The organism is Paenibacillus sp. JNU01 (genome assembly GCF_059130585.1).
Window position 1 is genome coordinate 4065327 of sequence record NZ_CP169723.1, and the last position, 26446, is coordinate 4091772.

Annotated in this window: 23 protein-coding genes; 22 read left to right on the forward strand and 1 reads right to left on the reverse strand. The window is 48.0% G+C overall.

Annotation, left to right across the window (positions count from 1 at the left end; all coding sequences use genetic code 11):
- Nucleotides 1-143: 143 nt before the first annotated feature.
- Nucleotides 144-344, reverse strand: a complete 201-nt coding sequence (locus tag NLBNIHML_RS17620; RefSeq protein WP_494352434.1) for a hypothetical protein — start codon at nt 342-344, stop codon at nt 144-146.
- A 140-nt stretch (nt 345-484) separates the two neighbouring features.
- Here NLBNIHML_RS17620 and pth point away from each other — a divergent pair, with 140 nt between their 5' ends.
- The 22 genes from pth to nadC all read left to right on the forward strand — a co-directional run bounded on the left by pth (nt 485) and on the right by nadC (nt 26445).
- On the forward strand, nt 485-1045 hold the full coding sequence (gene pth / locus NLBNIHML_RS17625; protein ID WP_253428882.1) for an aminoacyl-tRNA hydrolase: 561 nt from the start codon (nt 485-487) through the stop codon (nt 1043-1045).
- Between the two features lie 97 nt (nt 1046-1142).
- On the forward strand, nt 1143-1373 hold the full coding sequence (gene fin / locus NLBNIHML_RS17630; RefSeq protein WP_253428884.1) for an anti-sigma-F factor Fin: 231 nt from the start codon (nt 1143-1145) through the stop codon (nt 1371-1373).
- Between the two features lie 272 nt (nt 1374-1645).
- The gene (mfd, locus tag NLBNIHML_RS17635) at nt 1646-5173 is read left to right on the forward strand and encodes a transcription-repair coupling factor (RefSeq protein ID WP_339304979.1); all 3528 of its coding nucleotides are present in this window, start codon (nt 1646-1648) and stop codon (nt 5171-5173) included.
- Nucleotides 5157-6317: a peptidylprolyl isomerase gene (locus NLBNIHML_RS17640; RefSeq protein WP_253428888.1), complete on the forward strand. Its 1161-nt coding sequence runs from the start codon at nt 5157-5159 to the stop codon at nt 6315-6317. The genes mfd and NLBNIHML_RS17640 overlap by 17 nt, the downstream gene beginning before the upstream one ends.
- Nucleotides 6318-6634: 317 nt before the next feature.
- On the forward strand, nt 6635-7177 hold the full coding sequence (gene spoVT, locus NLBNIHML_RS17645; RefSeq protein WP_036606123.1) for a stage V sporulation protein T: 543 nt from the start codon (nt 6635-6637) through the stop codon (nt 7175-7177).
- Nucleotides 7178-7341: 164 nt separating this feature from the next.
- The gene (locus NLBNIHML_RS17650; protein WP_494352435.1) at nt 7342-9090 is read left to right on the forward strand and encodes a putative polysaccharide biosynthesis protein; all 1749 of its coding nucleotides are present in this window, start codon (nt 7342-7344) and stop codon (nt 9088-9090) included.
- Nucleotides 9091-9239: 149 nt separating this feature from the next.
- On the forward strand, nt 9240-10733 hold the full coding sequence (gene yabN / locus NLBNIHML_RS17655; RefSeq protein ID WP_472475345.1) for a bifunctional methyltransferase/pyrophosphohydrolase YabN: 1494 nt from the start codon (nt 9240-9242) through the stop codon (nt 10731-10733).
- A 308-nt stretch (nt 10734-11041) separates the two neighbouring features.
- Nucleotides 11042-11314: an HU family DNA-binding protein gene (locus tag NLBNIHML_RS17660; RefSeq protein ID WP_017691362.1), complete on the forward strand. Its 273-nt coding sequence runs from the start codon at nt 11042-11044 to the stop codon at nt 11312-11314.
- Nucleotides 11314-11592 (forward strand): RNA-binding S4 domain-containing protein, encoded by a 279-nt coding sequence (locus NLBNIHML_RS17665; RefSeq protein ID WP_124118808.1) that lies wholly within the window; start codon nt 11314-11316, stop codon nt 11590-11592. Before NLBNIHML_RS17660 ends, NLBNIHML_RS17665 begins: the two co-directional genes overlap by 1 nt.
- A 171-nt stretch (nt 11593-11763) precedes the next feature.
- Complete coding sequence (yabP, locus tag NLBNIHML_RS17670; RefSeq protein WP_105602444.1) at nt 11764-12048, forward strand: sporulation protein YabP; 285 nt, start codon at nt 11764-11766, stop codon at nt 12046-12048.
- A complete protein-coding gene (yabQ, locus tag NLBNIHML_RS17675) occupies nt 12045-12614 on the forward strand; it encodes a spore cortex biosynthesis protein YabQ (RefSeq protein ID WP_105602442.1) in 570 nt (189 codons plus the stop codon). The genes yabP and yabQ overlap by 4 nt, the downstream gene beginning before the upstream one ends.
- Before the next feature lie 11 nt (nt 12615-12625).
- Nucleotides 12626-12961, forward strand: a complete 336-nt coding sequence (locus tag NLBNIHML_RS17680) for an FtsB family cell division protein (protein ID WP_339238935.1) — start codon at nt 12626-12628, stop codon at nt 12959-12961.
- Between the two features lie 198 nt (nt 12962-13159).
- The gene (locus NLBNIHML_RS17685; RefSeq protein WP_017691357.1) at nt 13160-13690 is read left to right on the forward strand and encodes a S1 domain-containing RNA-binding protein; all 531 of its coding nucleotides are present in this window, start codon (nt 13160-13162) and stop codon (nt 13688-13690) included.
- A gap of 485 nt (nt 13691-14175) precedes the next feature.
- The gene (gene spoIIE / locus NLBNIHML_RS17690; RefSeq protein ID WP_339238936.1) at nt 14176-16683 is read left to right on the forward strand and encodes a stage II sporulation protein E; all 2508 of its coding nucleotides are present in this window, start codon (nt 14176-14178) and stop codon (nt 16681-16683) included.
- Between the two features lie 85 nt (nt 16684-16768).
- The gene (locus NLBNIHML_RS17695; protein WP_494352436.1) at nt 16769-17521 is read left to right on the forward strand and encodes a VWA domain-containing protein; all 753 of its coding nucleotides are present in this window, start codon (nt 16769-16771) and stop codon (nt 17519-17521) included.
- Nucleotides 17505-18452, forward strand: coding sequence for a serine/threonine protein kinase (locus tag NLBNIHML_RS17700; RefSeq protein WP_253428901.1), 948 nt, complete (start codon nt 17505-17507; stop codon nt 18450-18452). Before NLBNIHML_RS17695 ends, NLBNIHML_RS17700 begins: the two co-directional genes overlap by 17 nt.
- A 44-nt stretch (nt 18453-18496) precedes the next feature.
- Nucleotides 18497-19936 carry a tRNA lysidine(34) synthetase TilS gene (gene tilS, locus NLBNIHML_RS17705; RefSeq protein WP_494352437.1) on the forward strand — a complete coding sequence of 480 codons (1440 nt, stop codon included), beginning with the start codon at nt 18497-18499 and terminating at the stop codon, nt 19934-19936.
- 52 nt (nt 19937-19988) lie between these two features.
- A complete protein-coding gene (gene hpt / locus NLBNIHML_RS17710) occupies nt 19989-20528 on the forward strand; it encodes a hypoxanthine phosphoribosyltransferase (protein ID WP_017691352.1) in 540 nt (179 codons plus the stop codon).
- Nucleotides 20529-20628: 100 nt separating this feature from the next.
- On the forward strand, nt 20629-22674 hold the full coding sequence (gene ftsH, locus NLBNIHML_RS17715; protein ID WP_339238940.1) for an ATP-dependent zinc metalloprotease FtsH: 2046 nt from the start codon (nt 20629-20631) through the stop codon (nt 22672-22674).
- Nucleotides 22675-22973: 299 nt separating this feature from the next.
- Nucleotides 22974-23912, forward strand: coding sequence for a quinolinate synthase NadA (nadA, locus tag NLBNIHML_RS17720; protein WP_017691350.1), 939 nt, complete (start codon nt 22974-22976; stop codon nt 23910-23912).
- 35 nt (nt 23913-23947) lie between these two features.
- Nucleotides 23948-25582: an L-aspartate oxidase gene (gene nadB / locus NLBNIHML_RS17725; protein ID WP_494352438.1), complete on the forward strand. Its 1635-nt coding sequence runs from the start codon at nt 23948-23950 to the stop codon at nt 25580-25582.
- Nucleotides 25579-26445 carry a carboxylating nicotinate-nucleotide diphosphorylase gene (nadC, locus tag NLBNIHML_RS17730; protein ID WP_339238942.1) on the forward strand — a complete coding sequence of 289 codons (867 nt, stop codon included), beginning with the start codon at nt 25579-25581 and terminating at the stop codon, nt 26443-26445. The genes nadB and nadC overlap by 4 nt, the downstream gene beginning before the upstream one ends.
- The last annotated feature ends 1 nt before the right edge of the window (nt 26446 follow it).

Here is a 26446-nt window from a genome sequence, read left to right on the forward strand (position 1 = left end):
GTAACCCCTGTCGGCGTGCCGTTTTATTAAAAGTGAAAATAGACCCTGGTCAATCCATATAAGTTGAACTACTCATTTACAACGCAAGATGTTTCTGCACACGCAATGATCCAGTGTAAAATGGTTCGTTCATCTTAATATGGTTAATACCCGGGGCGGGAGATAAATCGGAAACGCCGCCGATGAAAAAGTGTTTCGGCAATTTCGACAAATTGATTATCAAAACGGGTGATGAGTCCAATCTCAATATGGGTGTCGCGGTCGTATACCTGTACAGGTACGTGATATTCGAGATGATAGATAAAATCGCTATGTTGAGTCAGTTGTCCGTTGTCTTCGCGCAAAACCCGCTCACCTTCCTGGGTTGATAAAATATTAACTGTGAATACTACAGTAAATCGTAACTTTACTTTCCTGATATTATATGAAATATAACATTCGAAGTCTATGCCTCACCTCAGGCTAATCCGAAGGAGGGAACAAGATGAAGTGGATTGTCGGACTTGGAAATCCAGGCTCGAACTATGCCAAAACCCGTCATAATATCGGTTTTATGGCACTCGACCGGTTGGCTGATCGTCATAGTATCTCCATTACACAGAGTAAATGTAAGGCGCTGATTGGAGAAGGCCATATTGGCGGTGTGAAAACCGTGCTGATTAAACCAATGACTTATATGAACCTATCTGGTGAATCAGTTCGGGCGTATATGGATTTTTATAAAGTTAGTCTTGAAGATCTGATTGTTGTATACGACGACATGGATACTGAGATTGGCAAAGTCAGATTGCGTTATCAAGGGAGTGCTGGCGGGCATAATGGGATCAAGTCCATCATTCAGCATACCGGTACACAGCAGTTTAACCGGGTACGTATGGGAATATCCCGTCCTGAACCAGGACATGCCATTGTCGATTATGTACTGTCGACATTCATGAAGAAAGAAAAGGAAGCCCTGGATCAGACCATTGAGCAAACATGTGATGCTCTGGAGCATAGCTTGACTCATACGTTTGAACAAACAATGGCGAAGTTTAACGGATAATGTTGTAAAACAACCTGGTAAAATGATCAAAAAGACGGGTTCGATTCAGCCATACTGGACATACTGGACGTATAAACCATGTTCAGGAGGCATAAACATGTCAGTGAATTACGTATGTAGGCATTGCCGTACCTTTATCGGACGAATCGATTCTGCCCGGATAACGGAAGCAGAGCTCGGCTTTCATTTCTTGACCCCCGACGAGCGGAGGGATATAATAGCGTATAATTCCGGTGGTGACATTACCGTTCGGATTACATGTGATTACTGTAAGGAAGCCCTGGAGCACAATCCGGAGCTTAGCCTGCTCGCGAGTCCGCTTCAGTAGACATCGCCCGTACAGGATCGAATGACAGTTGAGGGCGGTTGCGTAATAACGCTCCACCTTTTATAGCCTTGGCAGCCTGCTGAGGCTTCTTTTCAGTTGGCATGAAATACACTGCTATCTCCACACTAGGTCCCGCCACATCAACAGATGTGGCAATGTTGCGAGTAATCCTTTATGATGAAACAGGACAAAAAGGAATTTGTATCCATTTTATTAGTGATACTACGCGTATGCGTGAGATAATCAAGTAAGTTATAAGAGAGGTGCCCCTTTTGTTACAAGCACTTATACAGGCTTTTTCCAAAGATCCGGACTTCGGGTCCATTACAGCCGGAATCAAGTCCGGCATGAAGGAACAATTGGTTTCGGGTCTATCCGGCTCGGCGCGTCAGATTATGCTGGCAGCTCTGCATCAGGAAATGAACCGACCATTGCTCGTAGTAACGCACAATATGTTTTCAGCTCAAAAAATTGCAGAAGATTTACAGGAAGCGCTTTCACCTGATCAGGTGTTAATCTATCCTGCCAACGAACTTGTCGCTGCTGAAGCTGCTGTTTCCAGCCCGGAAACATTGGGTCAGCGTATTGATGTGTTGGTCCGCTGCGCCCAGGGATTCAGGGGCGTTGTTGTTATTCCTTTTTCCGGGGTAAGACGTTATGTTCCGCTTCCGGAAGTGATGGCCAATGCTCGAATTTTAATTAAACAAGGTAACACACTCCAACTGGACTCCTTCCTGCTGGAGATGGTAAAGCTCGGATATGAGCGTGTGGAGCGCGTGGAATCTCGTGGTGAGATGAGTGTACGCGGAGGTATTATCGATTTCTATCCGGTTACTTCATCGATTGCATATCGAGTGGAGTTATTTGATGACGAAATCGATTCCATTCGGACATTTGATCCAGCCGATCAGCGTTCGATTGAACGAATTGAAGAGATTACGGTTTTGCCATGCAAGGAGTTAATTGCAGATCGTGAACGGATGGAAAAGGCTGCCGATGCGGCTGCTCTTTTGCTGGAGCAACAGCTGGAGAAAATGACGGACCGGCAGGCGAAGCTGCGCCTTCGTGAAGAAATTCACCGGGAGATCGAGCTTTTGCGGGAGCACGTGTATTTCTCCGAAATGTATAAATATATTTCTCCGCTCTATCCGGAGAACAAAACGATTTACGACTATATGCCAGAAGATACCCTGCTGGTCCTTGATGAGCCTGCCAGACTATCAGAGACATCAAAACAGCTGGACCGTGATGAATCGGAGTGGAACCTGCATTTGATGCAAAACGGAAAAACACTTCCGGATCTTCCATTATCCGCAGACGGTGATGAACTCTTGTATGAGCGTCCATTCCAGACGCTGTTTATGTCGATCTTTTTGCGCCAAGTTCCACACACCCAACCACAGAACATTCTGAACTTCATCAGTCGTGGCATGCAGGATTTCCATGGACAGATGAACGTACTGAAGGCAGAGATGGAGCGCTGGCATAAGGCCGGAGTTCAAGTGCTCATGCTGGCGAACGGTGAGGAACGACTCGACCGAATGCGCCGGGTATTGATGGACTATGATATTCCAGAGCCAGAGATGATGATCGGTAACTTGCAAACGGGATTTGAAATGCCGTCCATTCATTTGGCTGTCGTGACCGAGGGCGAGATGTTCTCGCAAAAACAGCGTAAAGTACGCAAACCGATTCGGAATGTAGACAACGCGGAACGAATCAAATCCTATAGCGAGCTAAAAGTGGGCGATTATGTCGTTCACCAGAACCACGGGATTGGTAAGTACCTTGGGATCGGCACCCTCGAGGTTGGCGGTATTCATAAGGACTACATGCATATTCTCTATGCCGGTGGAGACAAACTGTCTGTACCTATTGAGCAGATCGATCTGATTCAGAAATATGTGGGTTCCGAAGAAAAAGAACCGAAAATATACAAGCTGGGCGGCAATGAGTGGACACGGGTTAAAAATAAAGTCCGCACATCCGTGCAGGATATTGCTGATGATCTGATCAAGCTGTATGCAGAGCGTCAGACCTCCAAAGGATTTGGATTCGACAAGGATTCTGCAGAACAGCAGGAGTTTGAGGACATGTTCCCTTACGATGAGACACGTGATCAGGTGCGTGCGATCGAAGAAATCAAGAAGGACATGGAACAAAACCGTCCAATGGACCGTTTATTGTGTGGGGATGTGGGTTACGGAAAAACCGAGGTGGCTATTCGGGCTGCATTCAAAGCAGCTATTGAAGGCAAACAGGTGGCTGTACTCGTTCCGACAACGATTCTGGCACAGCAGCATTTTGAGACGTTCCGTGAGCGGTTCTCCGGTTATCCGTTCAACATTCATGTGCTTAGCCGGTTCCGCTCCCGTAAAGAGCAGAATGAAACTGCCAAAGGCATCAAAGCAGGCACAGTAGATATTGTCATCGGAACGCATCGATTGCTGTCGCAGGATCTGGTGTTCAAGGACCTGGGACTGCTCATTGTTGATGAAGAACAGCGCTTCGGAGTAACCCATAAGGAGAAACTGAAGAAGCTGAAAACCAATGTGGACGTGCTGACGCTAACGGCAACGCCGATTCCGCGTACGCTTCATATGTCCATGCTGGGTGTGCGTGATCTGTCCGTTATTGAGACTCCGCCAGAGAATCGTTTCCCGGTACAGACCTATGTGGTTGAACACAGCCAGGCGCTTGTTCGTGAAGCCATTGAACGTGAGCTTGCTCGTGGCGGGCAAGTGTATTACCTCTACAACCGTGTTCAGGGAATCCAGGAGATGGCTGCCGAAATTTCTGAACTTGTGCCTGAAGCCAAGGTTGGTGTGGGACATGGTCAGATGTCGGAAACAGAGCTGGAGAAAACGATTCTGGACTTCCTAGATGGTGAATATGACGTGCTTGTGAGCACAAGTATCATCGAGACCGGGGTAGATATTCCGAACGTAAATACACTAATCGTACATGATGCGGATAAAATGGGGCTCTCCCAGCTGTATCAGCTGCGCGGACGTGTGGGGCGTTCCAACCGTATTGCGTATGCCTATTTTACGTACCAACGGGATAAAGTGCTTACAGAAGTTGCTGAGAAGCGTCTGCAATCCATCAAAGAATTTACCGAACTGGGTTCAGGATTCAAAATTGCCATGCGTGACTTGTCGATCCGTGGTGCAGGAAATCTGCTAGGCGCAGAGCAACATGGATTCATCGCTTCCGTCGGGTTCGATCTGTATTCTCAGATGCTTGCAGAGGAGATCAACAAACGCAAAGTTACGATGCTTGGCGAAGAGCCGGTACCTTCCGACCAGTGGAACACAACGCTGGATCTCAGTATCGATGCCTACTTGCCGTCCGATTATATTTATGACAGTATTCAGAAGATTGAGATCTACAAAAAAGTGGCGGTCATTGCATCCTTTGACGATGCGATGGAGTTGGAAGACGAATTGGTTGACCGGTTCGGTGATCTTCCGGAAGCCGTCATTAACTTGCTGGCTGTTGCGCGGATGAAAGTATACGGCAAAATTTACGGTATTGAGTCCATTTCCCAACGTGGTGAGGACATTACCGTGAAGTTTTATGAAGGGCGTGAACATGCCTTTGAACTCTCGAAAATCGCGCACATTGGAAATCAGTTCGAAAGACGTGTACAATTTGAACAAGGACCCCATATGCTGATTCACGCTAAAGGCAAGGGGCTTGGGGATAAGCAACTGATGGAGCTGGTAGAGAAAATTCTGGAGTCCATGAAGACGGCTTTTAAATCAAAGGGGGAACTAAAAGATGTTACCAAAGTATAAAAAAGTAGGAAAAGTACTGTCTGTGAGCATGGTCGCAGTACTATCCTTATCACTGCTTGCTGCATGTGGCAAGAAGGAAGAAGCAAAAACACCTGAATCGACGGATACGAGTGCTGTAGTCGCTACGTATGATGGTGGTACCATTACAGCCAATGAATTCGACATGGAGCAACGTGTCATGAAATTCCTCTATCCGGAGTATGCACAAATGATGGATATGGACGATTTCAAAGAGTATTTGGTGAAACAGGAAGTTGCTTATGAATATCTGAGTGGCAAAGCAAGTGAGGAAGCCAAAACAGCAGGTTCCAAAGCGGCAACCGAGCAATTCGATAAAATGAAAGCTTCTGTACAGGCAGATCAATGGACTGAGATGCTGAAAGCTCAGAACCTGACAGACGATAACATTAAAAACTACATGACTCGCATCATGACAGTTATTAAAGACAAAGAAACAGGCGTTACGGAAGATGCAGTTAAGGCTGAGTTTGAGAAAAACAAAGATCAGTTCACAACAGCTTCTGTTCGCCACGTGTTGATTAACTTCACAGATCCAAAAACGCAAAAAGAGCGTAAAAAAGAAGATGCATTGAAAATTGCAAAAGAAGTAAAAACGAAATTGGATGGCGGAGCTGATTTTGCTAAAATTGCAAAAGAATATTCCGAAGATCCAGGTTCTGCTGAAAAAGGTGGATTGTACGAAGAAACACCTGTAGGCAGCTGGGTAGAGGCATTCAAGGAAGCTGCAAAAACATTGCCACTGAACAAAATCAGTGATCCGGTTGAAACGGAGTATGGTTACCACATCATGAAAGTGGAAGCTCGTACGGAAGCGGACTTCACCAAATTGACAGCTGAGCAAAAAGAAAGTCTGAAGAGCCAATTGGCAGCTGCTGAGATTGATACGTTCATGCAAAATGAATTGGACAAAATCGTAAAAGAAGTTAAATTGCCAAAAACAGAAAAAGCTGAAGAAGGCACGACTGAAGGTACAACTGAGGGTACAACGGGTACAGGAACTGAAGGAGAGAAAACAACCGAACCAAAAACGGATGACTCCAAAGGTACAGATACCAAGACGGACCAAGGTACGACTGGAACAGACAAAGATGCAACTACAGATGAAGGTACAAGCAGTAAGTAATGCTGTGTTAGCACACGTTCAGGGTTAATTCTGCCCGAATATTTCTTGTACTACGTAAATATGGACAACCATACAGAGAAGCAAGGGGAGGACTTAGGACCTCCTTCTTGCTTCTTCTTGTATATATTCAGGCTGTATGGGTACATGGTCGTCTTCTTCGAAAGTTACACAACTATATTCTCCGAAGCATGTATAAGGAAATGGGAACAGATGAATACTATGGTCAAGATATCACACTAAACGTTCTGGGACTTTCCTCTACCCATTAAGGAACAGTAGTTGAAAAATCTTCTCGAGAAAGTGGGGCAACATGTGAAATGAAAGCTACTGGTATTGTCCGCCGTATAGATGACCTTGGTCGTGTGGTCATTCCAAAAGAAATTCGCCGTACGTTACGTATTCGTGAAGGTGATCCATTGGAAATTTTCGTGGATCGTGATGGAGAAGTTATCCTTAAAAAATATTCGCCAATTGGCGAACTTGGTGATTTTGCCAAAGAATATGCAGAATCCCTGTATGAGAGTACGGGTCATGTAACGATGATTTCCGACCGGGATACGATCATCACGGTGGCAGGTGGTTCCAAAAAAGAGTATTTGGACAAGCAGGTAGGTCAACTGTTAGAGGGCTGTATGGAAAACAGAAAGACCATTTTGGAAACAAACAACGGTTCCTATGAGCTTAGCAAAGATCATGACGAGACGTTATCATCATTTGTTATTGCGCCGATTATTTCAGGTGGTGACCCCATCGGAACGGTTATCCTGTTCAATAAGGATGAATCGGTGAAGATGTCTCAGATGGAAGTGAAGATGTCCGAGACAGCTGCTGGTTTCCTTGGCAAGCAAATGGAACAATAGATAGCAAATCAACTCCTGGTGCCCTGACATGGGCATGCGGGAGTTTTTGCATTTTAAGGGGAAGGCATTGATTAAGACAAGTGTCATGATGCAGAGTTAGTCTGTATGCCCTCAGGCAGGTATAATAACAAGGTATGCTTAAAAGGATTATGCAGGAGGGACTTATGAAACAGCCGTCTACAGGCTCAAGGCTGCTACAGGGTGCATTTGTTCTTGGGCTTGCCGCCATTATCTCCAAAATCATTGGTGCTTTTCAAAAGATTCCGTTGCAGAATCTGGGGGGAGACGGTGTTTTTGGCATTTACAATACGGTGTATCCGTTATATATGCTCATTGTTACGCTTGCTGCTGCCGGGCTGCCTCTGGCCGTATCCAAATTCGTAGCAGAGCAGAATGCACTGGGGAGACCGGACGAGAGCAGGAGGATTATCCGGTTATCTTCCGTGCTGCTCGGGGGAATAGGACTTGTTATGGCGCTCTTGATGTATGCAGGTGCGCCGCTAATCGCTGACATGATTGGCAATCGACATGTGGTTCCATCGATTCGTGCAGCTTCATGGGCGTTGTTGTTCGTTCCGGTGATGACGGGACTGCGTGGATATTTCCAGGGGTTACAGCAGATGGTCCCAACAGCGGTATCGCAAGTGGTGGAGCAGACGATACGTGTCACCGTCATGATTGTTCTGCTTGTATGGTTGATGAGACGAGACGCTTCGCTTGAGACGATTGCCGCTGGAGCCATGATGGGCTCCGTTGCTGGCGGAATGGTCGGGCTGTTAACGATGTTAGGGTACATGGTCCGTCATCGGCGGAAACGTAGGGAAGAGGGAACCGGACCATTGGATTTGGGAAGAAGCAGTAACGGCAGAGAGGTTGGATCAGATTCTCATGAGCATCAGGAGAATAGATCGGTTACGCCACAGATGAAAACGGTGAGTTCCATTAACCCCGCTCTGGCAGACCAATCTCGATCCAATGCTGAATGGATCAGGATGCTGCTCATGTACGCCATTCCGGTCTGTCTCGGGTCGCTTGCCGTACCACTGATGAATCTGGTGGACACCTTCACCGTGCCACGGCTTCTGCGGGGAGAAGGATTGGATGAACTCGAATCGATGGTTTCCTTCGGCATTTACAACCGCGGATTGCCGCTGGTTCAACTGGTGACGATGTTGGCTACGTCACTGTCTGTGCTGTTTATTCCGGCGATGGCGGAAGCCCGGTTAAAGGGCGGGCCAGAAGCCGTTCGGCAGCAAGCAGGCCTCGCGCTGCGCTGGTTTTGGTTGATCGGCTTGGCGGCATCCGCGGGTCTCGCGGTGCTGGCCGAGCCGATTAACCGCATGCTGTACGGAGATGCCGCAGGCACCGAAGCACTGCGGTACATGGCGCTGACGGCTGCGGGCAGCACCGTCAGCATTATTGCGGCGGCGCTGCTGCAAGGCCTCGGCGCCGTGCGCGCACCCGCGTTCAGCATGCTGGCCGCCGCAGGCGTCAAGGCGCTGCTGAACGTTATGCTTGTGCCGGCGCTGGGCATCAGCGGCGCGGCTCTGGCAGGCGCAGTCGCCTACATGCTGGCGGCTGGCCTGAATGTGGCGCTGCTGGCGCGACTTGTCGCCCTGCGCCCTGCCCCTGGCGCCGTCCTGGCGAAGCCGGCGCTGGTGATCGCCGCCATGAGTCTGGCGGCGGTAGGCATGGCCTTGGCCGCCGAAGCGGTACTCGGCGGCATGGGTATCGCGGCTTACCGCAGGCTGGCCGCAATGGGCGTGAGCCTGCTGGGCATTGCCGCAGGCTCGGCCGTGTTCTTGCTGGCGGCGGCCCGGACAGGGCTACTGACCGCAGCGGAGCTGGCGGCTGTGCCCAAGCTGGGGCCTCGCCTGGCCAAGCTGCTGCGCAGACTGCGTGTGCTGCGCTAGCTTCATGCTCACGGTGCTTCTGCATTCAGCACAGCCAATATGCAATTATAGGATATCGAATGATTCTGGTATAATACGTGTAATTAGTCCTGATCAGGCACGCTGAATGAGTGAGCCTGGGCAGGATAGTCCGGATGGAGGTTTACGTAATGAGTGCAGCTTTAACCGTAGTGGGTCTTGGATCAGGAGATGCAGACCAACTGACCGTAGGTATTATCAAAAAAATGAAACATGCAGCTACGCTGTATGTACGTACCCTGGATCATCCTGTATTGAATGATCTGAAGCAAGAGGGGCTGGAGATGACCTCGTTTGATGCGATCTATGAGGCGAAGTCCTCCTTCCCCGAGGTGTATGATGAGATCGCGAACCAATTGATCGAGGCTGCTCGCAAGGGTGAGGCTGGAACGGAGATTGTGTATGCCGTACCCGGTCATCCCATGGTGGCAGAAGCCAGTGTGCGACTGCTCAAAGAACGCTGTCCGCAAATGGGCATTTCACTACGTGTAATGGGTGGAGAAAGCTTTCTGGACGAAGCCTTTATACGGCTTGGATTTGATCCTATTGAAGGCTTTCAACTCCTGGATGCCAGCAGCTTGAATACAGAACTGGTACAACCACAGCTACATACGTTGATCGGACAAGTCTATGATGTGTTCACTGCTTCGGACGTGAAGCTGTGCCTGATGGAAGTTTACCCGGATGACTATCCCGTATTTGTCGGTCATGCACTGGGTGTACAGGGCCAGGAGATCATTCACAAAATTCCGCTACACGAACTGGACCGGATCGAAGGGTACGGCAATCTGTCACTGATCTATGTACCGAAGAACACCGATGATGCCCTGCGTCGCCGATCCTTCGCACGTTTGCATGAGATCGTGAATATTCTTCGCAGCCCGGGTGGCTGTCCATGGGATCAGGAGCAGACGCATCAGTCCATTCGCAAAAACCTGATTGAAGAGACCTATGAAGTCATTGAGACAATCGATGAGGATGACCCTGATCATATGAAAGAAGAGCTGGGTGACCTGCTGCTGCAGATTTTATTGCATTCCCAGATGGAAGAAGAAGTGGGCGCATTTAATGTCTATGATGTCATCGAAGGGTTGAATGATAAGCTAATCTTCCGTCATCCCCATGTTTTTGGAGAACATCAGGCAGAAGATGCGAATGAAGCTCTTCAGAACTGGGAACAGATGAAAGCAGAGGAGAAGAAGCGCAAAGGTCAGGACCAGCAGAAGGTTTCCGTGCTGGATGGTATACCGCGTGACTTGCCTGCACTGATGAAGGGATACAAGCTACAGAAGAAAGCAGCCAAAGTTGGCTTTGACTGGGATGATGTTGACGGTGTGTTTGCCAAGATCGAGGAAGAACTCGCAGAGTTGAAAGAAGCGGTGCAACAAGGCCAGTCTGCGGAAGAACGGAAGCTCGAACTGGGTGATTTATTATTCGCAGCCGCGAACGTTGCAAGATTCATCGATACGGACCCGGAAGAGGCACTTGCTGCGACGAACCGCAAATTCATTGGGCGTTTCCAATATATTGAGGAGCGTCTTCATGAACAGGGAAGAACACCAGCAGATAGCAATGTGGAAGAGATGGAGCAATTCTGGCAGGAAGCGAAGAAGGCAGGATTATAACGGGTTCAATTTTCTGGAAAATACCTATTAGCCTTATTCCATCATGCTATGCAGTATGTTATGATAATACGAACATGTGTTCAACTGTAATGACTGGATTGATGTTTAGTCATGGATAGTTTCGGGTACTGGTCTTAGACTGTTCCCTGCCGACCATCGACAAAAAAGCTAAAAAAGTCGCGGACCAAGGCAGGATTTCAGATGCCAAGCCAGAATACATGTGTAGTGACCTAACGCGAATCAGCGGCAATCAATGTATTGTCAGGGATTCGCAGATACTTTTTTTTCAATTTGGGAGGCTTTTAAAAATGAACAAAACAGATCTGATTAACAACATTTCAACCAAAAGTGGTTTGACTAAAAAAGACGTTGAGTCCGTATTGAACGGCTTTTTGGGAGAAATTACAGATGCACTTGCCAGCGGAGACAAAGTACAATTGATCGGCTTTGGCACTTTTGAGACCCGCAAACGTTCCGGTCGTACCGGACGTAACCCACAAACAGGGAATGAAATCGTGATTCCTGAGTCCACTGTTCCTGCATTCAAAGCAGGCAACAAACTTAAAGAAGCCGTAAAATAATGCGTCTTGATAAATTCCTGAAGGTCTCCCGGCTAATCAAACGCCGCACTGTGGCCAAGGACGTCTCTGAACAGGGACGTGTTCTGGTGAACGGACGTGAAGCAAAGCCCAGCGCCAATGTCAAAGTGGGCGATGAGCTGACGGTTCAGTTCGGTCAGAAACTGGTCACCGTGAAGGTGGAACGAATTGCCGAGAGTACCAAGAAGGATGAGGCGAGCAGCCTCTACACCTTGGTGAAGGAAGAGCCGATCGCCAAGGATAACGGGATGAACTGGTAACAGTACATCTGGTATGAATATGCATTCAATGCAAGTTGAATCGAAACGTCCTCCTGTCACAGGGAAGGGCGTTTTTGTTTTTACTGGAAGACGGGTTATTTGTTCAACAACGCTGGTTCTATTCCGACCTCCACATCCATAAGCTAGGTGTAAGAAGGAGGGGTACATGCCATGGTTGAGCACGGTAAGGCCAAACAGCATCATCTGAGCATGCAGAATCGGAAACTGCTGGATCTGACGGGTGTCTCCAACGTGGAGAGCTTCGACAGTGAGGAATTTTTGCTGCAGACTGAACTTGGGCATCTGACCATCCGAGGGCACAATTTACATATCAAAAACCTGAGCCTGGAGGAAGGTCTCTTATCCATTGAAGGCACAGTTAGCTCTCTGCAATATCTGGACCCCGGTTCCCAGAACAAGAATAGTAAAGGCCTGTTCGGCAAGATGTTCCGATGAGTCCGGATACTCAATGGATCACATTGATGTGGATGCTTACTTCGGGGGTCGTGATGGGAATGGCCTACGACAGTTACCGGGTACTGTCCGGACAGCTGCGGTTTCCGAGATGGAGTATTCACACGCTCGATCTGTTGTATTGGGTTGCTTCCGCGCTGTTCGTTTTTCGGATGCTATACGCCGGAAACCACGGACAGTTGCGGTTTTATGTCTTTTTGGGGCTGATTATAGGGGTTTGTTTCTATTTTTGGCTTTTAAGTGTTACAACCCAGCGTTTTGTGGTAATGTTAATTAAACTCGCAAGAACGCTGATTCATTGGTGTGGACATATCCTTAACATCCTGATCGTTATGCCGGCTAAAGGAATTTATAAGTTAATTCGCGTATTATTCGGTTTTGTAATTGCGATACTATTATTCCTGGGCAGGCTGGTACTGCAATGTTTGGTACCTTTCGGCAAGTTGTTCCGCTGGATGTTTAGGCCGCTCCTGAAATATTGGGTAACGCCACGCTTCATGATCCGTGTGGGTACAAGAATTGCAGCGATATGGAAACGCTGGTTTTAAGGAGGTCCGTAATGGGTAAAACACCTGTGGGCAGATCAAAGGCTCCAACTAACCAAGGAAAATCTGCCGGTGCAAAAAGGCGCCTCATGCTTTGGATGACGTTTATGATTGTATTTGTAATATGGGCAGGATATACATTCCTTGTGCAGAATGCACAAATTTCGGACAAGAGTTCTCAGCTGGCTACTCAGCAAGCTTCAAAGGCAGATACATTGAAGAAGCTGGAACAGTTGAAGTACGAAGTCAGCCGGTTGAATGACCCTGAATACATAGGACAGCTGGCACGGAAAAAAGGATATTATCTTCCTGAGGAAACGCCAATCCAGGTTGAAGAGTCAGGGAACTGATGGAATTCGGTCCATTACCGAGCTAGGTTTGTTATCCGTGTGTCTGAAGCCGTTAAACCGGAAAAAATAGGCTCTCTGATGGGGTAGTGTTCAGTTGACCTTGGTTTACGGCATAAGGTATAATTACATTAGCGCAGCATTGATTTTGGCATTCAAAAAATCGGGTTGTATATTTTTAAGGGAGGATCATTTTATTCTATGGCAATTGAAGTGGGCACCAAGTTAGAGGGCAAGGTGACAGGAATCACGCATTTTGGAGCATTTGTGGATCTGTCAGGAGGTGTCACGGGTCTCGTTCACATCTCGGAAATCGCCGACAATTACGTCAAAGATGTCAACGACCACCTGAAGCTGAATGACCTCGTTACAGTGAAGGTTATCAACGTTGACAAGGATGGCAAGATCGGACTTTCCATTAAGCAAGCTGTTGACAAACCGGTTGAGCAACAAACACAATCCAGACCCCCGAGAGCTCCTAGACCGGAACGCAGTGGAGGAGATCGCGAACGATTCAGCGGCGGAGGTCCAAGTGGTGGCCAAGGTCGTGGTGGCGGCGGCGGTGGATTTAACCGTGGTGACCGCGGAGGCCGTTCTTTCAAGCCCGCAGCAGGCAAACCTTCATTTGAGGATAAAATGTCACGCTTCCTGAAAGATAGTGAAGAGCGGATCTCTTCGCTTAAGAAGAACACAGAAGGCAAACGTGGAGGCCGCGGAGCCAAGCGTGTGTAATCTGTCACAACCTGATCTAAACATATAAGTAAAACCGTTAGCCCTTGGGCTAACGGTTTTTTTGCATTTCTTTCACAGATGACTTTCACAGATAAGAGCGGAATAGCTTTTTTTGTAAAGTGAATCTCCATATCCCCAGTTTTTCTGCACGACAAAATGGAACCATAAGAACATTTGTCGTCTACCATTTTTTACCGACAGGTTTCCGTGGCATTCCACAGCTATCCTGCTCAAATGATGGCGAGACCAAAGCACCTCCAGTTCAAAATCAGACATTGCCTTTGTCGGAATGAAGTAAGGGAAGGACAGAAACCACAATAAGGCCGGGGGTTTTGCTCCACCGCGCCAGGTTCGTTTCTTTTGTCGTAAACTTTTTGGACCCTGCCCACCTAATCTGACAAACTACGTCTTCTATTCTATCTATAATCAGAACCATCGAGAACGAAACACGAAAATTCAAATTAATCGAATGGGGTGCCTTGAGGATGATGGAAAAGTGGAATGTCATTCAATTTCCGGGAATGAAAGCAGGTAAAGGTGGTACGGAAGCTCGGGAGGAGTTGTCTGTACGTCTGAAACATTGGCTTGGCTCCCGCAAGGCTGTCCAAATGGTGGCTTCCCGCAAATGGGTACTGCTGCTTACGTTTATGGGATTTCTACTCGGAAAGGCGATGATCCTGAATGAGTTATCTCCTTTTGCCATTGCGTACTTCGCCGTAATTGCTTTCATGCGCAGGGATTACATCATTCCGGTAGGCGCCGCTCTACTCGCAGGTAGTCTCTTTGCACCGTTTCCCGTACCACTCATTGTTGCATCAGAGATCGCCATCTTTTATCTGCTCTTCCGCGGTCTGGAGTCATATGATCGTGCTGAATTATCTTATGCGCCGACGATGGTGTTTACCACTACATTTATGGTCAAATTATTCGCGGTTGTGATCGGGCCATCCTTCAGCTGGTACGCTATGCTGATGCTCACGATGGATTCGGTACTAAGCTTTGTGCTTACCCTTGTTTTCATACAAGCCATACCGATCTTCACCTACCGCAAAAAAAAGTTCAGCCTAAAGAACGAGGAGATCCTCTGCCTGATTATATTGCTCGCTTCCGTTATGACGGGAGCCGTGGGGTGGACCATTCAATCCTTATCCGTCGAGCATATGCTCTCCCGTTATCTCATATTAATCTTTGCGCTGGTGGGCGGAGCCCCCCTCGGAGCCTCAGTTGGGGTCATTACCGGCTTGATTCTGAGTCTGGCTGACATGTCAGCGGTGTATCAGATGAGCCTGCTTGCTTTTGCCGGGATGCTGGCAGGGATGCTTCGAGAGGGTAAACGTGCGGGGGTTGCACTGGGCATGCTGCTGGGTTCGTCCATTCTATCCATCTACTTGGGTGGGCCAGGTGATGTGATGAATTCATTATGGGAGACATGTGCGGCTATCGTTCTGTTTATGTTGACACCTAAGAGCTTGATGACGGCGATATCGAAATATGTACCAGGTACGCAGGACCATACCAAATCCCAGCATGAGTATGCCAAGCGGATTAGGGATATCACAGCAGAACGGGTCACTCGCTTCTCGCAGGTATTCCGTCAATTGTCACGCAGCTTTGATCAGATGTCCGGTGCGGGAGAGCCAGTACAGAAAGAAGGTGGAATGGATCATTTCATGAATGCGGTTGCCGAGGGCACATGTGCAAGCTGCTTCAAGCGTACGCAATGTTGGGATGCCAAGTTTATTCAGACCTACAAATACATGACCGATGTGATGAGTACCATTGAAGGGAACCCGGAGATTTCAGGTAAGCAAATTCCAGTCGAATGGAACAGGGTATGTTCCAAGCCGGAAGAGGTACTTGAAGTCATGCGTGCCCAATACGGGCTGCATCAGCATAACATGCAGTGGAAACGCCAGATTATTGATAGCCGGCAGCTGGTTGCAGAGCAATTGTCCGGTGTATCTCAGGTCATGGAGGACCTGGCCAAAGAAATTCAGCGGGAAAGTGAGGAGATGGTGCAACAGGAGGAACAGATTCGGGATGCACTGGAGTCACTGGGCCTGTCCATTCACTCGATTGAGATCATCAATCTGGAAGCGGGCAATGTGGAAATTGAGATAGTACATGCATATACACGGGGATTCGACGAGTGCCGGAAAATGATCGCTCCGCTGATCTCGGATGTACTGGACGAACATATCGCCGTCTTGCATGAGACGATGACCGACCCTCGTCAGGGACTGGCGACTGTTACGTTTGGTTCAGCCAAAACGTTCGAGGTAACCACGGGTGTTGCTGCTGCTGCCAAAGGGGGAGATGTGATGTCAGGCGACAGCTTTAGCACAGTTGAGTTAGGAAACGGTACATTCGCGGTTGCGCTCAGTGATGGAATGGGCAATGGGGAACGGGCTCGCATGGAGAGCAGCGCGGCACTGAACATACTGGAGCAGTTGCTACAGTCCGGCATGGACGAGAAACTGGCGATCAAATCCGTGAATTCCGTTCTGATGCTGCGCTCCCCTGAAGAGATGTATGCCACAGTGGATATGGCACTGATTGATGAGTATACGGCAGAGACAACGTTTATGAAAATCGGATCAACGCCAAGCTTTATCAAACGTGGACAGGAGGTTATTCAGGTTTCAGCCAGCAATTTGCCAATCGGTATTATTAAAGATATTGAAGTGGATTTGGTGACGGTACAGCTACAACCAGGTGATATCCTCATTATGATGACGGATGGCATCTATGATGCACCGGGGTATGCTGTGAACAAAGAGCTATGGATGAAACGGCTCATTCAAGAGATTGATACAGACGATCCACAAGATTTGGCCGATTGCCTGCTTGAAAGTGTCATAAGATATCAGCAGCATGAAATTCTGGATGATATGACCGTCGTTGTTGGAAAAGTAGAGCATTTCCGTCCTGAATGGGCCACACTGCGTGTGCCCGGCATTAATCGGATGGAGCGACCACGGACCGTCAGCTAATTGCATATTCTTCTGTTTGAAGTCTCTTCAATCTGGCAATGCTAGTCATAGAGTTGGAGAGTAACGAATAACGGAGGGATATCGGATGAAGCAAATCTTATTGATCACCGACGGTTGTTCCAATGTAGGACCAAGTCCGGTGCTGGCAGCGGCCGAAGCACAGGAAGAGGGCATTACGGTTAATGTAGTTGGCGTGATTGATTATGGAACCATTGGTGAGTTGGGCAGTCGGGAGATTGAGGATATTGCCAGAGCCGGAGGTGGTATCAGCCAAATCGTAGGTACACGGCAGCTTGCCCATACCATGCAGATGATGACAAGGAAAACGGTGGTTCAGACTATTCAGCAGGCGGTTAATAGAGAGTTAACACAAATTTTGGGGGAGAAGGAGCCCAAAACGGTAACCGATCTGGAGCCTGCACAACGCGCCCGGGTCGTGGAAGTGATGGATGACATGGCTGAAACTACAGCCTTACAGGTGATATTGCTAATAGACGTCAGTGCCAGCATGAAGCCCAAACTGGCAGCGGTTGAAGAGGGCATTCGCGATTTAATGTTGAGTTTGCAGGCGCGTGTAGGTCAGAGCAAGCTTTCCGTATTTCATTTCCCGGGACGACACAGTGGAGAAGATGCGGTAATGGATATTGACTGGACAACGGATCCAGGCCGTGTTCGGTCCCTGTATGGAAGGTTGCAGATGAAGGGCGCAACACCGACAGGTCCTGCAATTCAGAAGGTGATTGATTTTTACCGTTATGGTACACTGGAGGAACAGCAGGAAATAGAAGGGAACTATCGCATTGAAAGAGAAGGGATGCTCGGTGACAACGTTGTCTGACGCCTCTTTCCCGCCAGGAACAGTGGTTACAGGGAAATGGAATCGCAGTCGTTACACGATTCGGAAGCTACTGGGCAAAGGAGCCAATGGCATCGTTTTTCTTGTCCAACGGGGTGAAAATGGCAAACACTACGCGCTAAAAATGGGATTTGATCCGGTAGATCTACAATCGGAAGTCAATGTGCTCAAATCTTTTCAACTACAGCGTAATCATGAAGCCCTTCGGCAGAGCGGCATTCCCTCCTATCTTAAAGATGTGGATGATTATGCCGTTCGTGGCCGGGATATTCCCTTTTATGTGATGCGTTACGTTAGAGGTGAGGCTCTTCATCACTTCATTCGGCGTCAGGGGACAGACTGGACACTTCTGGTGGGACTTAGGCTCTTGCAGAAGCTGGCACAATTGCATCAGGCAGGATGGGTGTTTGGTGATCTCAAACCTCAGAATGTGCTGGTATCCGATTATGGGCAGGTAGAACTGATCGACTACGGCGGAGTTACGTCTATTGGTCGAAGCGTCAAGCAGTTCACCGAATGGTATGATCGGGGCTTCTGGAATGCAGGCAGCCGTACAGCCGATGGTACCTATGATGTGTTTGCATTTGCATTATTGTTGATTCATGTACTTGAAGCAGACGCGCTCAAGGCACTGGCAGCAGAAGGATTACCACAACTGCGAAGTGTGAATCAGCTCGTAGCGCTGGTGGAGCGCAGTGAACGACTGGGTCCTTTTCGCAATTGGACGATTCAGGCACTACGAGGTCAGTTTCGTGATGCAGGTCATGCGGCACAAGCGTGGAAGGAAATGATGGCTCGTCCCACGCCTCTACGCCGTCGTTCCAAAAGTACAACACCGCGCTGGCTTAAGAACGCATTCGCTGTATCTGTGATATTACTTATTGGAGTGCTCATCTATGCACTGCGTTTCTGATCTGTGAGAGTGCATATACATAACGCAAGGAATGAGGAACAGGTATGGAGGCTTTACGCTGGAACATGCTGGTGAAGAACGTGCTGGATGCAGCGGAAGAGCATCAGTTATGGGTTCCCGGGGATCGGATTGTCGTCGCAGTATCGGGCGGGCCGGACTCGGTGGCTTTTTTGCATATCATGCACGAGATCAGCAAGCGGCATGTCCCGCTTGAATTGATCTGTGCGCATGTGCATCATGGTTTCCGTCCCGAATCGGATGATGAAGCCGACAAAATGATGGAACTGGCACAGCAGCTTGGCATTGCATTTGAATGGACCAAGGCCGATGTTCCTTCATATATGGAGCTGACGGGTCAAGGACCACAGGAGGCTGCTCGCAACAAGCGGTATGCTTTTCTACATGAAGTAGCTACCAAGTATAATGCCGCAAGCATCGCTTTGGCACATCATGCGGATGATCAGGCGGAGACAGTCATGCTTCATTTGCTTCGTGGAACCGGCTTGTCGGGACTCTCAGGAATGAAGTTTAAAAGGCGAGAAAAAAATGTGGAACTTATTCGTCCATGCCTTCGTATAAACAAGACAGACCTTGTAGAAGCTTGTAATACCCAGGGTTTTATGTATTTTAATGATGAAAGCAACACCCTGCGTAAATATCGGCGTAATGCCATTCGCTTGGATGTGCTTCCTTTTTTGGGGCAGTATAATGGACAACTCACGCCGTCATTGAATCGGCTTGCCGAAATTGTGGGTGATGAAGACGATTTCATGGAGCAGAGTGCATATGACACATACAGGTGTCTAGTGCAGGTGAACGGCGGAAGGCAAACCTTTGAGGTGCCTTCCTTCTTGAAGTTACATGTCGCTTTACAACGAAGGTTGATTAAACTAATATTGAATTATCTGCCTTTGGACAGTGATTTTGTCGACTTTACCCGTATAGAAACCATTCGACACAAGGTCATGGAGACCCATGTGACGACCTGGAGCCTGGATATAGGACAGACACTCGCCTGCACTCGGGAGTATAATCTGATTTCTTTCGGCATACGGACGGACGTACAGGATCAATCTTACGAGTATCGTCTTGCGCAATGGAGTGGAACTTATGAGCTTTCACTCACCCCAATTAATCGATATATTCGGTTGATGACGGTGAGTCCCGAGGACTATCATGTACCGGAATCGGCGGATCAAGCCGCGTTTGATGCGGATCAACTGCTTATGCCGCTGGTTGTGCGTTCACGGTTACCTGGAGATACCATGAAAGTAATGGGATTAAACGGAAGCAAAAAGGTGAAAAATATTTTCATCGATGAGAAAATCCCCCCATCTGTCCGTCCACGTATTCCTGTGGTATGTGATGGAGCAGGTCATATCATCTGGTTACCGGGTGTTCGACGGTCCAGTGTGGCTCCTGTCAGGGAGGGCACTTCCGCAATCCTGTACATGACTGTAGGCGATTCAGCGATTCAGGGGTAGTGGTTATGGTTCAGGTAAGGCTTTCATAGTATAACTTAGGAGGTTCGCACAGTTGCAGAACGACATTCAAGAAGTATTGATCAGTGAAGAAGAAATTCAGAGTAAAGTCAAGGAATTAGGTGCAACACTAAGTGCCGAATATGCAAACCGCAATCCTTTGGTCATTTGTGTGCTCAAGGGTGCGTTTATATTTATGGCTGATTTGGTTAAAAACATAACGGTACCTGTTGAAATGGATTTTATGGCGGTATCCAGTTACGGCGCTTCCACCAAGTCATCAGGTGTTGTCAAAATCATTAAGGATCTGGATGTGTCCGTTGAAGGACGGGAAGTTCTGATTGTCGAAGATATTATCGACAGCGGACTTACACTCAGCTATCTGATTGAACTGTTAGAAAACCGCGGTGCCGAATCGGTGCGTGTGGTTACGCTGTTCGACAAGCCTTCAGGCCGTAAAGTTGAGTTGGAAGCTCATTACACAGGCTTTGACATTCCTGACGCGTTCATCGTTGGTTACGGTTTGGATTTTGCGGAGAAGTACCGGAACCTGCCCTATATCGGGATTTTGAAGCCGGAAGTCTATAGTAGCTAATATCCTGCCCGACCCAAGCCTTGAGCTGTTCTTGGCTTCTGTTGAGAAGCCATGTCGGGCTATGTTAAAATAATTAAAGTGTCTCGAGAGGAGGTAGGGGATGAATCGGTTCATCCGGAATTCTGGTTTTTATTTGATTCTTTTTTTAGTTGTGGTGGGGATAGTCCAGTTCGTCAGCAATGGCGGCGAAGCCACCGATAATCCTAGATATGATCAGTTGCGTGCAGCGATCAAAGCCAACAATGTCTCTGAATTGACGGTTCAATTCAACGGTCAAACGTATCTCGTGACCGGTCAATACAAGAAGGCACCAGATGGCGCCAAATCAGAAAATTTCTCAACGTATATTCCTCCTACGGATGAGGCAATTAGTGAGCTTGTAGCTGCAAGTGAAACTAACAATTTCCAATATCATCAGGAGCCAATGAAAGGTGACAGCATCTGGTTGACGTTGCTGACTTCCTTTATCCCTTTGATCATTATGTTCCTGCTGTTCTTCTTCCTGTTTAATCAGGCTCAAGGCGGCGGCGGTAAAGTAATGAACTTTGGTAAAAGCCGTGCTCGTCTCTATAACGAAGAGAAGAAGCGGGTTACATTTGAAGATGTTGCGGGTGCTGACGAAGAGAAACAGGAACTTGTTGAGGTTGTAGACTTCCTCAAGGACCCTCGTAAATTCGCAGCAGTAGGTGCACGGATTCCTAAGGGCGTATTGCTCGTAGGTCCTCCAGGTACAGGTAAAACGTTGCTCGCTCGTGCGGTAGCCGGTGAAGCGGGTGTACCATTCTTCAGTATTTCAGGTTCCGACTTCGTGGAAATGTTTGTCGGTGTCGGTGCATCACGTGTACGTGATTTGTTTGAAAATGCAAAGAAAAATGCGCCATGTATCATCTTTATCGATGAGATTGATGCTGTAGGACGTCAGCGTGGTGCTGGTCTTGGTGGTGGTCACGATGAGCGTGAGCAAACACTTAACCAGTTGCTCGTTGAAATGGACGGTTTCGGAGCTAACGAAGGTATTATCATCGTAGCTGCAACGAACCGTGCAGATATTTTGGACCCTGCCTTGCTGCGTCCAGGACGTTTTGACCGTCAAATTACGGTTGACCGCCCTGATGTAAAAGGTCGTGAAGCTGTCCTGAAAGTACATTCCCGTAATAAACCACTGACTAAAGACGTGAAGATGGATATTATCGCGAAACGTACAACAGGTTTCTCTGGTGCAGATTTGGAGAATCTCTTGAACGAAGCGGCATTGCTAGCAGCACGTCGTAATCGTAAAGATATTTCCATGAAAGAAGTTGACGAAGCGATTGACCGTGTCATCGTTGGTACGGAGAAGAAAAGCCGTGTCATCAGTGATCGTGAGAAACGAATCGTTGCTTATCACGAAGCAGGCCATACCATTGTAGGATACTTCCTGGAACATGCTGATATGGTACATAAAGTGACCATTATCCCGCGCGGACGTGCGGGTGGATATGTAATCATGTTGCCAAAAGAAGACCGTATGCTGGTTACCAAGCAGGAACTGTTGGATAAAGTAACCGGACTTCTCGGAGGTCGTGTAGCTGAAGAATTGTTCATCGGAGAGATTGGTACTGGTGCATACAGTGACTTCCAGCAAGCGACAGGTATTGTTCGCAGCATGGTTATGGAATACGGAATGAGTGAGAAATTGGGACCTATGCAATTCGGAAGTTCACAAGGACAGGTATTCCTTGGTCGGGATATCGGTCATGAACAGAATTACTCGGATTCCATTGCGTATGAGATTGATCAGGAAATGCAACGCTTTATCAATGAATGTTATGAGAAATGTAAGGACTTGCTTGTTAAACATTCAAAAGAGATGCATCTGATCGCTCAAACTTTGCTTGAGGTAGAGACTTTGGAAATGGATCAGATCAAGCAATTGATCGAAACAGGTTCCTTAACTCCAAAAGCAGAGAACGACAATGATGGTGAAGGCACACCAACTGAAGGCGGAGAGCCAATCATCGACAACATCGGTGATGTGCGTGTCCGTATTCAAGGTAAAGATGAAACGCCTGAGCCACCAGCAGGAGATATTCCAAACGAGTCTCCGAATCTGGAAAAAGGTAATAACAATAACCCGGATGATGGCGGAACGAAGCCAACGTCTTAATGAATAATACATCTGGCTACGCCAGCAGGTGAAATCAGGAGAGCCCTTGGGCTCTCTTTTTTTGTCCATTATTTTAAAAGGGGATAGATACAGATAAACGGGAGTTAGATGGCGAACCAGTTAGCAAACAGGTGGTTAAGGTGCTGTACCGGGCCTTTTTCATTTATTGACAGAGTCGTGAACGTTGTGTAGATTAGTTGTTAAACCGCTTGTGATTCGTTTCTCAAGCGACATTAACGACTTAGGATGGCCCTACGAAACAGCGTATGACGCTGTCCCGATAAAGGAGAGGATCACAGGTGGAAGCTCTGGCTTTAGAGCGCAAGGCTGAGATGAACCGCGAGCTGCGTGAGCGGCTGATGGAATTGAAGAAGGAACGGAATGCCATTATTCTTGCCCATTATTATCAACGTGACGAGGTACAGGAGGTTGCTGACTTCCGTGGAGATTCGTTTTTGTTAGCCCAGAAGGCAGCACAAACCGATGCCGATGTAATTGTTTTCTGTGGTGTTCATTTTATGGGTGAAAGCGCTAAAATTCTGGCGCCGAACAAAACAGTTATTATTCCGGATGAACGTGCGGGCTGCCCGATGGCAGATATGGTGAACGTGGATGGACTACGCAAATTGAAAGCACAACACCCTAACGCCAAGGTGGTTACTTATATCAATTCCTCGGCTGAGATTAAGGCTGAGACTGACATCTGTTGTACTTCAGCGAATGCAGTTCGGGTTATTCAATCGGTGGATTCCGACGAGATTATCTGGGTACCTGATAAAAACCTGGGACATTACGTGCAGCAGCATACAGACAAAAAAATGATTATCTGGGAAGGTTACTGCAACACGCATGATATGCTCACAGTCAAGGATGTGGTGGAGATGAGAGCTAAGCATCCAAATGCAGAGTTTGTTGTTCATCCAGAGTGTCGCCCTGAAGTTGTGGAAATGGGTGATTTTGTGGGCAGCACAACAGCTATTCTGGAGTATTGCAAAAATTCATCAGCGAAGGAATTTATCGTAGGTACCGAAGATGGCACAGGATATCAGCTTCGTCTGGACAGTCCGGATAAACAGTTCCACTTTGCTACCAAGTTCCTCGTATGTCCCAATATGAAGGTGAACAACTTGAAGAAACTGGTGAAATGCCTGGAAACGATGAAGCCGCAGATCTACGTGCCACCGGCTGTTGCCGACAAAGCCAGAGAATCACTAGAGCGCATGTTGTTGGTAAAATAGGATGCGCTACTCTTGCTCCAAGACAGGTGAATAACATGATACCGCAATATTTAGTTGATTTTGATCTGTCTGCGCTACCCATGGTAGAGACGGATGTACTCGTTATAGGCTCAGGGATTGCTGGCTTGTTTACTGCTATTAAGGCCAGTGAACAACAACGTGTATTAATGATCACGAAGAAGTCATTACTTGAAAGTAACACCAGATATGCGCAGGGAGGAATCGCTGCGGTTATTGCTGAGGATGATTCACCTGCTTACCACTTGCAGGACACACTTGTTGCAGGAGCGGGTTTATGCCGCTCCGAGGCGGTAGAGGTATTGGTGAATGAGGGTCCGGACGGAGTGAAGGAACTGATTCGTCTGGGTACTTTGTTTGATCTGGAGAACGGCGAGTTGGCATTGACGCAGGAAGGTGCGCATAGCCACCGCCGTATTTTGCATGCCAACGGGGATGCCACGGGATATGAGATTGTACGTGCACTTGCTGTCGAAGTGAATGAGCATCCCGGGATTGAAGTATGGGATGAGCATTTTGTTGTTGACCTGATTACAGAGCGAGGGGAATGCATTGGCGCACTGGTTCAAAAGGATGACGGATCGCAAGTGTTCGTGAAAGCACAGGCAACCGTTCTTTGCTCTGGCGGGGCAGGGCAACTATACCGATACACAACGAACCCGGATGTAGCTACTGCCGATGGTGTAGCAATGGCCTACCGGGCTGGGGCTATCGTGCGTGACATGGAATTTATCCAATTCCACCCCACCTCTCTTTGTTACCCGGGGGCCCCGCGTTTCCTTGTGTCAGAAGCCGTACGCGGTGAAGGAGCATATTTGCGCAATGTGAAGGGCGAACGCTTCATGGATCGTTATCATGTCCAGCTTGAACTGGCCCCACGCGATATCGTGGCACGAGCGATTGTTAGTGAGATGGAGTCCACCAACAGTACGTTCGTGTATTTGGACATTACGCATGAACAGCCAGAGATGATCAAGCACCGGTTTCCTACCATATATGAGACTTGTATGCGTTATGGATTGGACATGACAACCGACTGGATTCCCGTTGCACCTGCTGCCCATTACATGATGGGTGGCGTGAAAACGGATTTAAGTGGAGAAAGCAGTATCTCCCGATTATTTGCTTGTGGCGAGGTATCTTCTACAGGAGTGCATGGAGCTAACCGACTGGCAAGCAACTCCTTATCAGAAGCGATTGTATTTGGTCGGAGAATTGTTGAGCGTATTCAATCTCTTCCTCCGCTTGGTTCATTACAAGGAAGAGCGGGTGCGCCTTCATCTGCGGGCATGAATAGCAAGATCAACAAGATCATGGAAGAGCAAAAGCCGGTATCCGAAAGACGCTTACGATTACAGAAAATGATGGTTCGTCAGGTAGGCTTGCGCCGAAAAGGTGAGGACCTGCGGAAGGCCATGGAGAAGCTGCAACAGGAATTGCAGTTTTTTGATCAGACACTTACTCATAAGGAAGAGTTGGAGTATGCCAATCTTCTGACCTGTGCCTGGTTAGTTACCGGTGGCGCATTACACCGCGAGGAGAGTCGGGGGGCTCACTATCGTGAGGATTTCCCGGTACGTGATGATATGGTGTGGCAGAAGCATAGTCTGCAGCAGCGAGAACAAGCGATTGTGGAGGAATTGATGTCATGATACTGAACGGATATAATGAAGGGCTTATCGAATCAATCAAAAACTGGCTTCGTGAAGATGTCGGTGCAGGTGACGTTACAACGAGTGTGACGATCCCAGCAGGCAACCAATCCAAGGCTATTATACACGCCAAAGACAATGGTATTATTGCAGGCATGACTGTGGCTGAACTTGTATTTCAGATCGTTGATCCTGATCTTGTTTTTACACCGAAGGTAACAGACGGAGACAAGGTTACCCACGGCACAATTTTAGCTGAGGTAGAGGGAAGTACACACTCGCTGCTTACGGGGGAACGACTGGCACTCAACTTGCTGCAACGTATGTCCGGGATTGCTACGCGTACGCGTGCTTACGTTGATCTGCTGGATGGACTTGAGACCAGACTTGTGGATACACGTAAGACAACGCCGGGTCACCGATTACTTGAGAAATACGCAGTGCGCGTGGGTGGCGGAGCGAATCATCGATTTGGACTGTACGATGCCGTTATGATTAAGGATAACCACATCAAGGGTGCAGGCGGAATCACCGAGGCGGTACAGCGTGCGCGAACCGTTATTCCACATACGATGACGATTGAAGTGGAGACTGAAAATCTGGAGCAGGTGAGAGAAGCCTTGCAAGCCGGGGCAGATATCATTATGCTGGATAACATGCATCCAGAGCGGATGCGTGAAGCGGTTGAGCTTATTCGTGAACAGGCTCCTCATGTGAAGGTTGAAGCATCCGGTAACGTATCCCTCCAGACCATTCGTGGTATTGCTGAGAGTGGTGTGGATGTAATCTCGGTTGGCAGGTTAACCTATTCTTTTGAGAGCCTGGATATCAGCCTGGATTTAAATGAAAAGAAAGAGGGGTGAA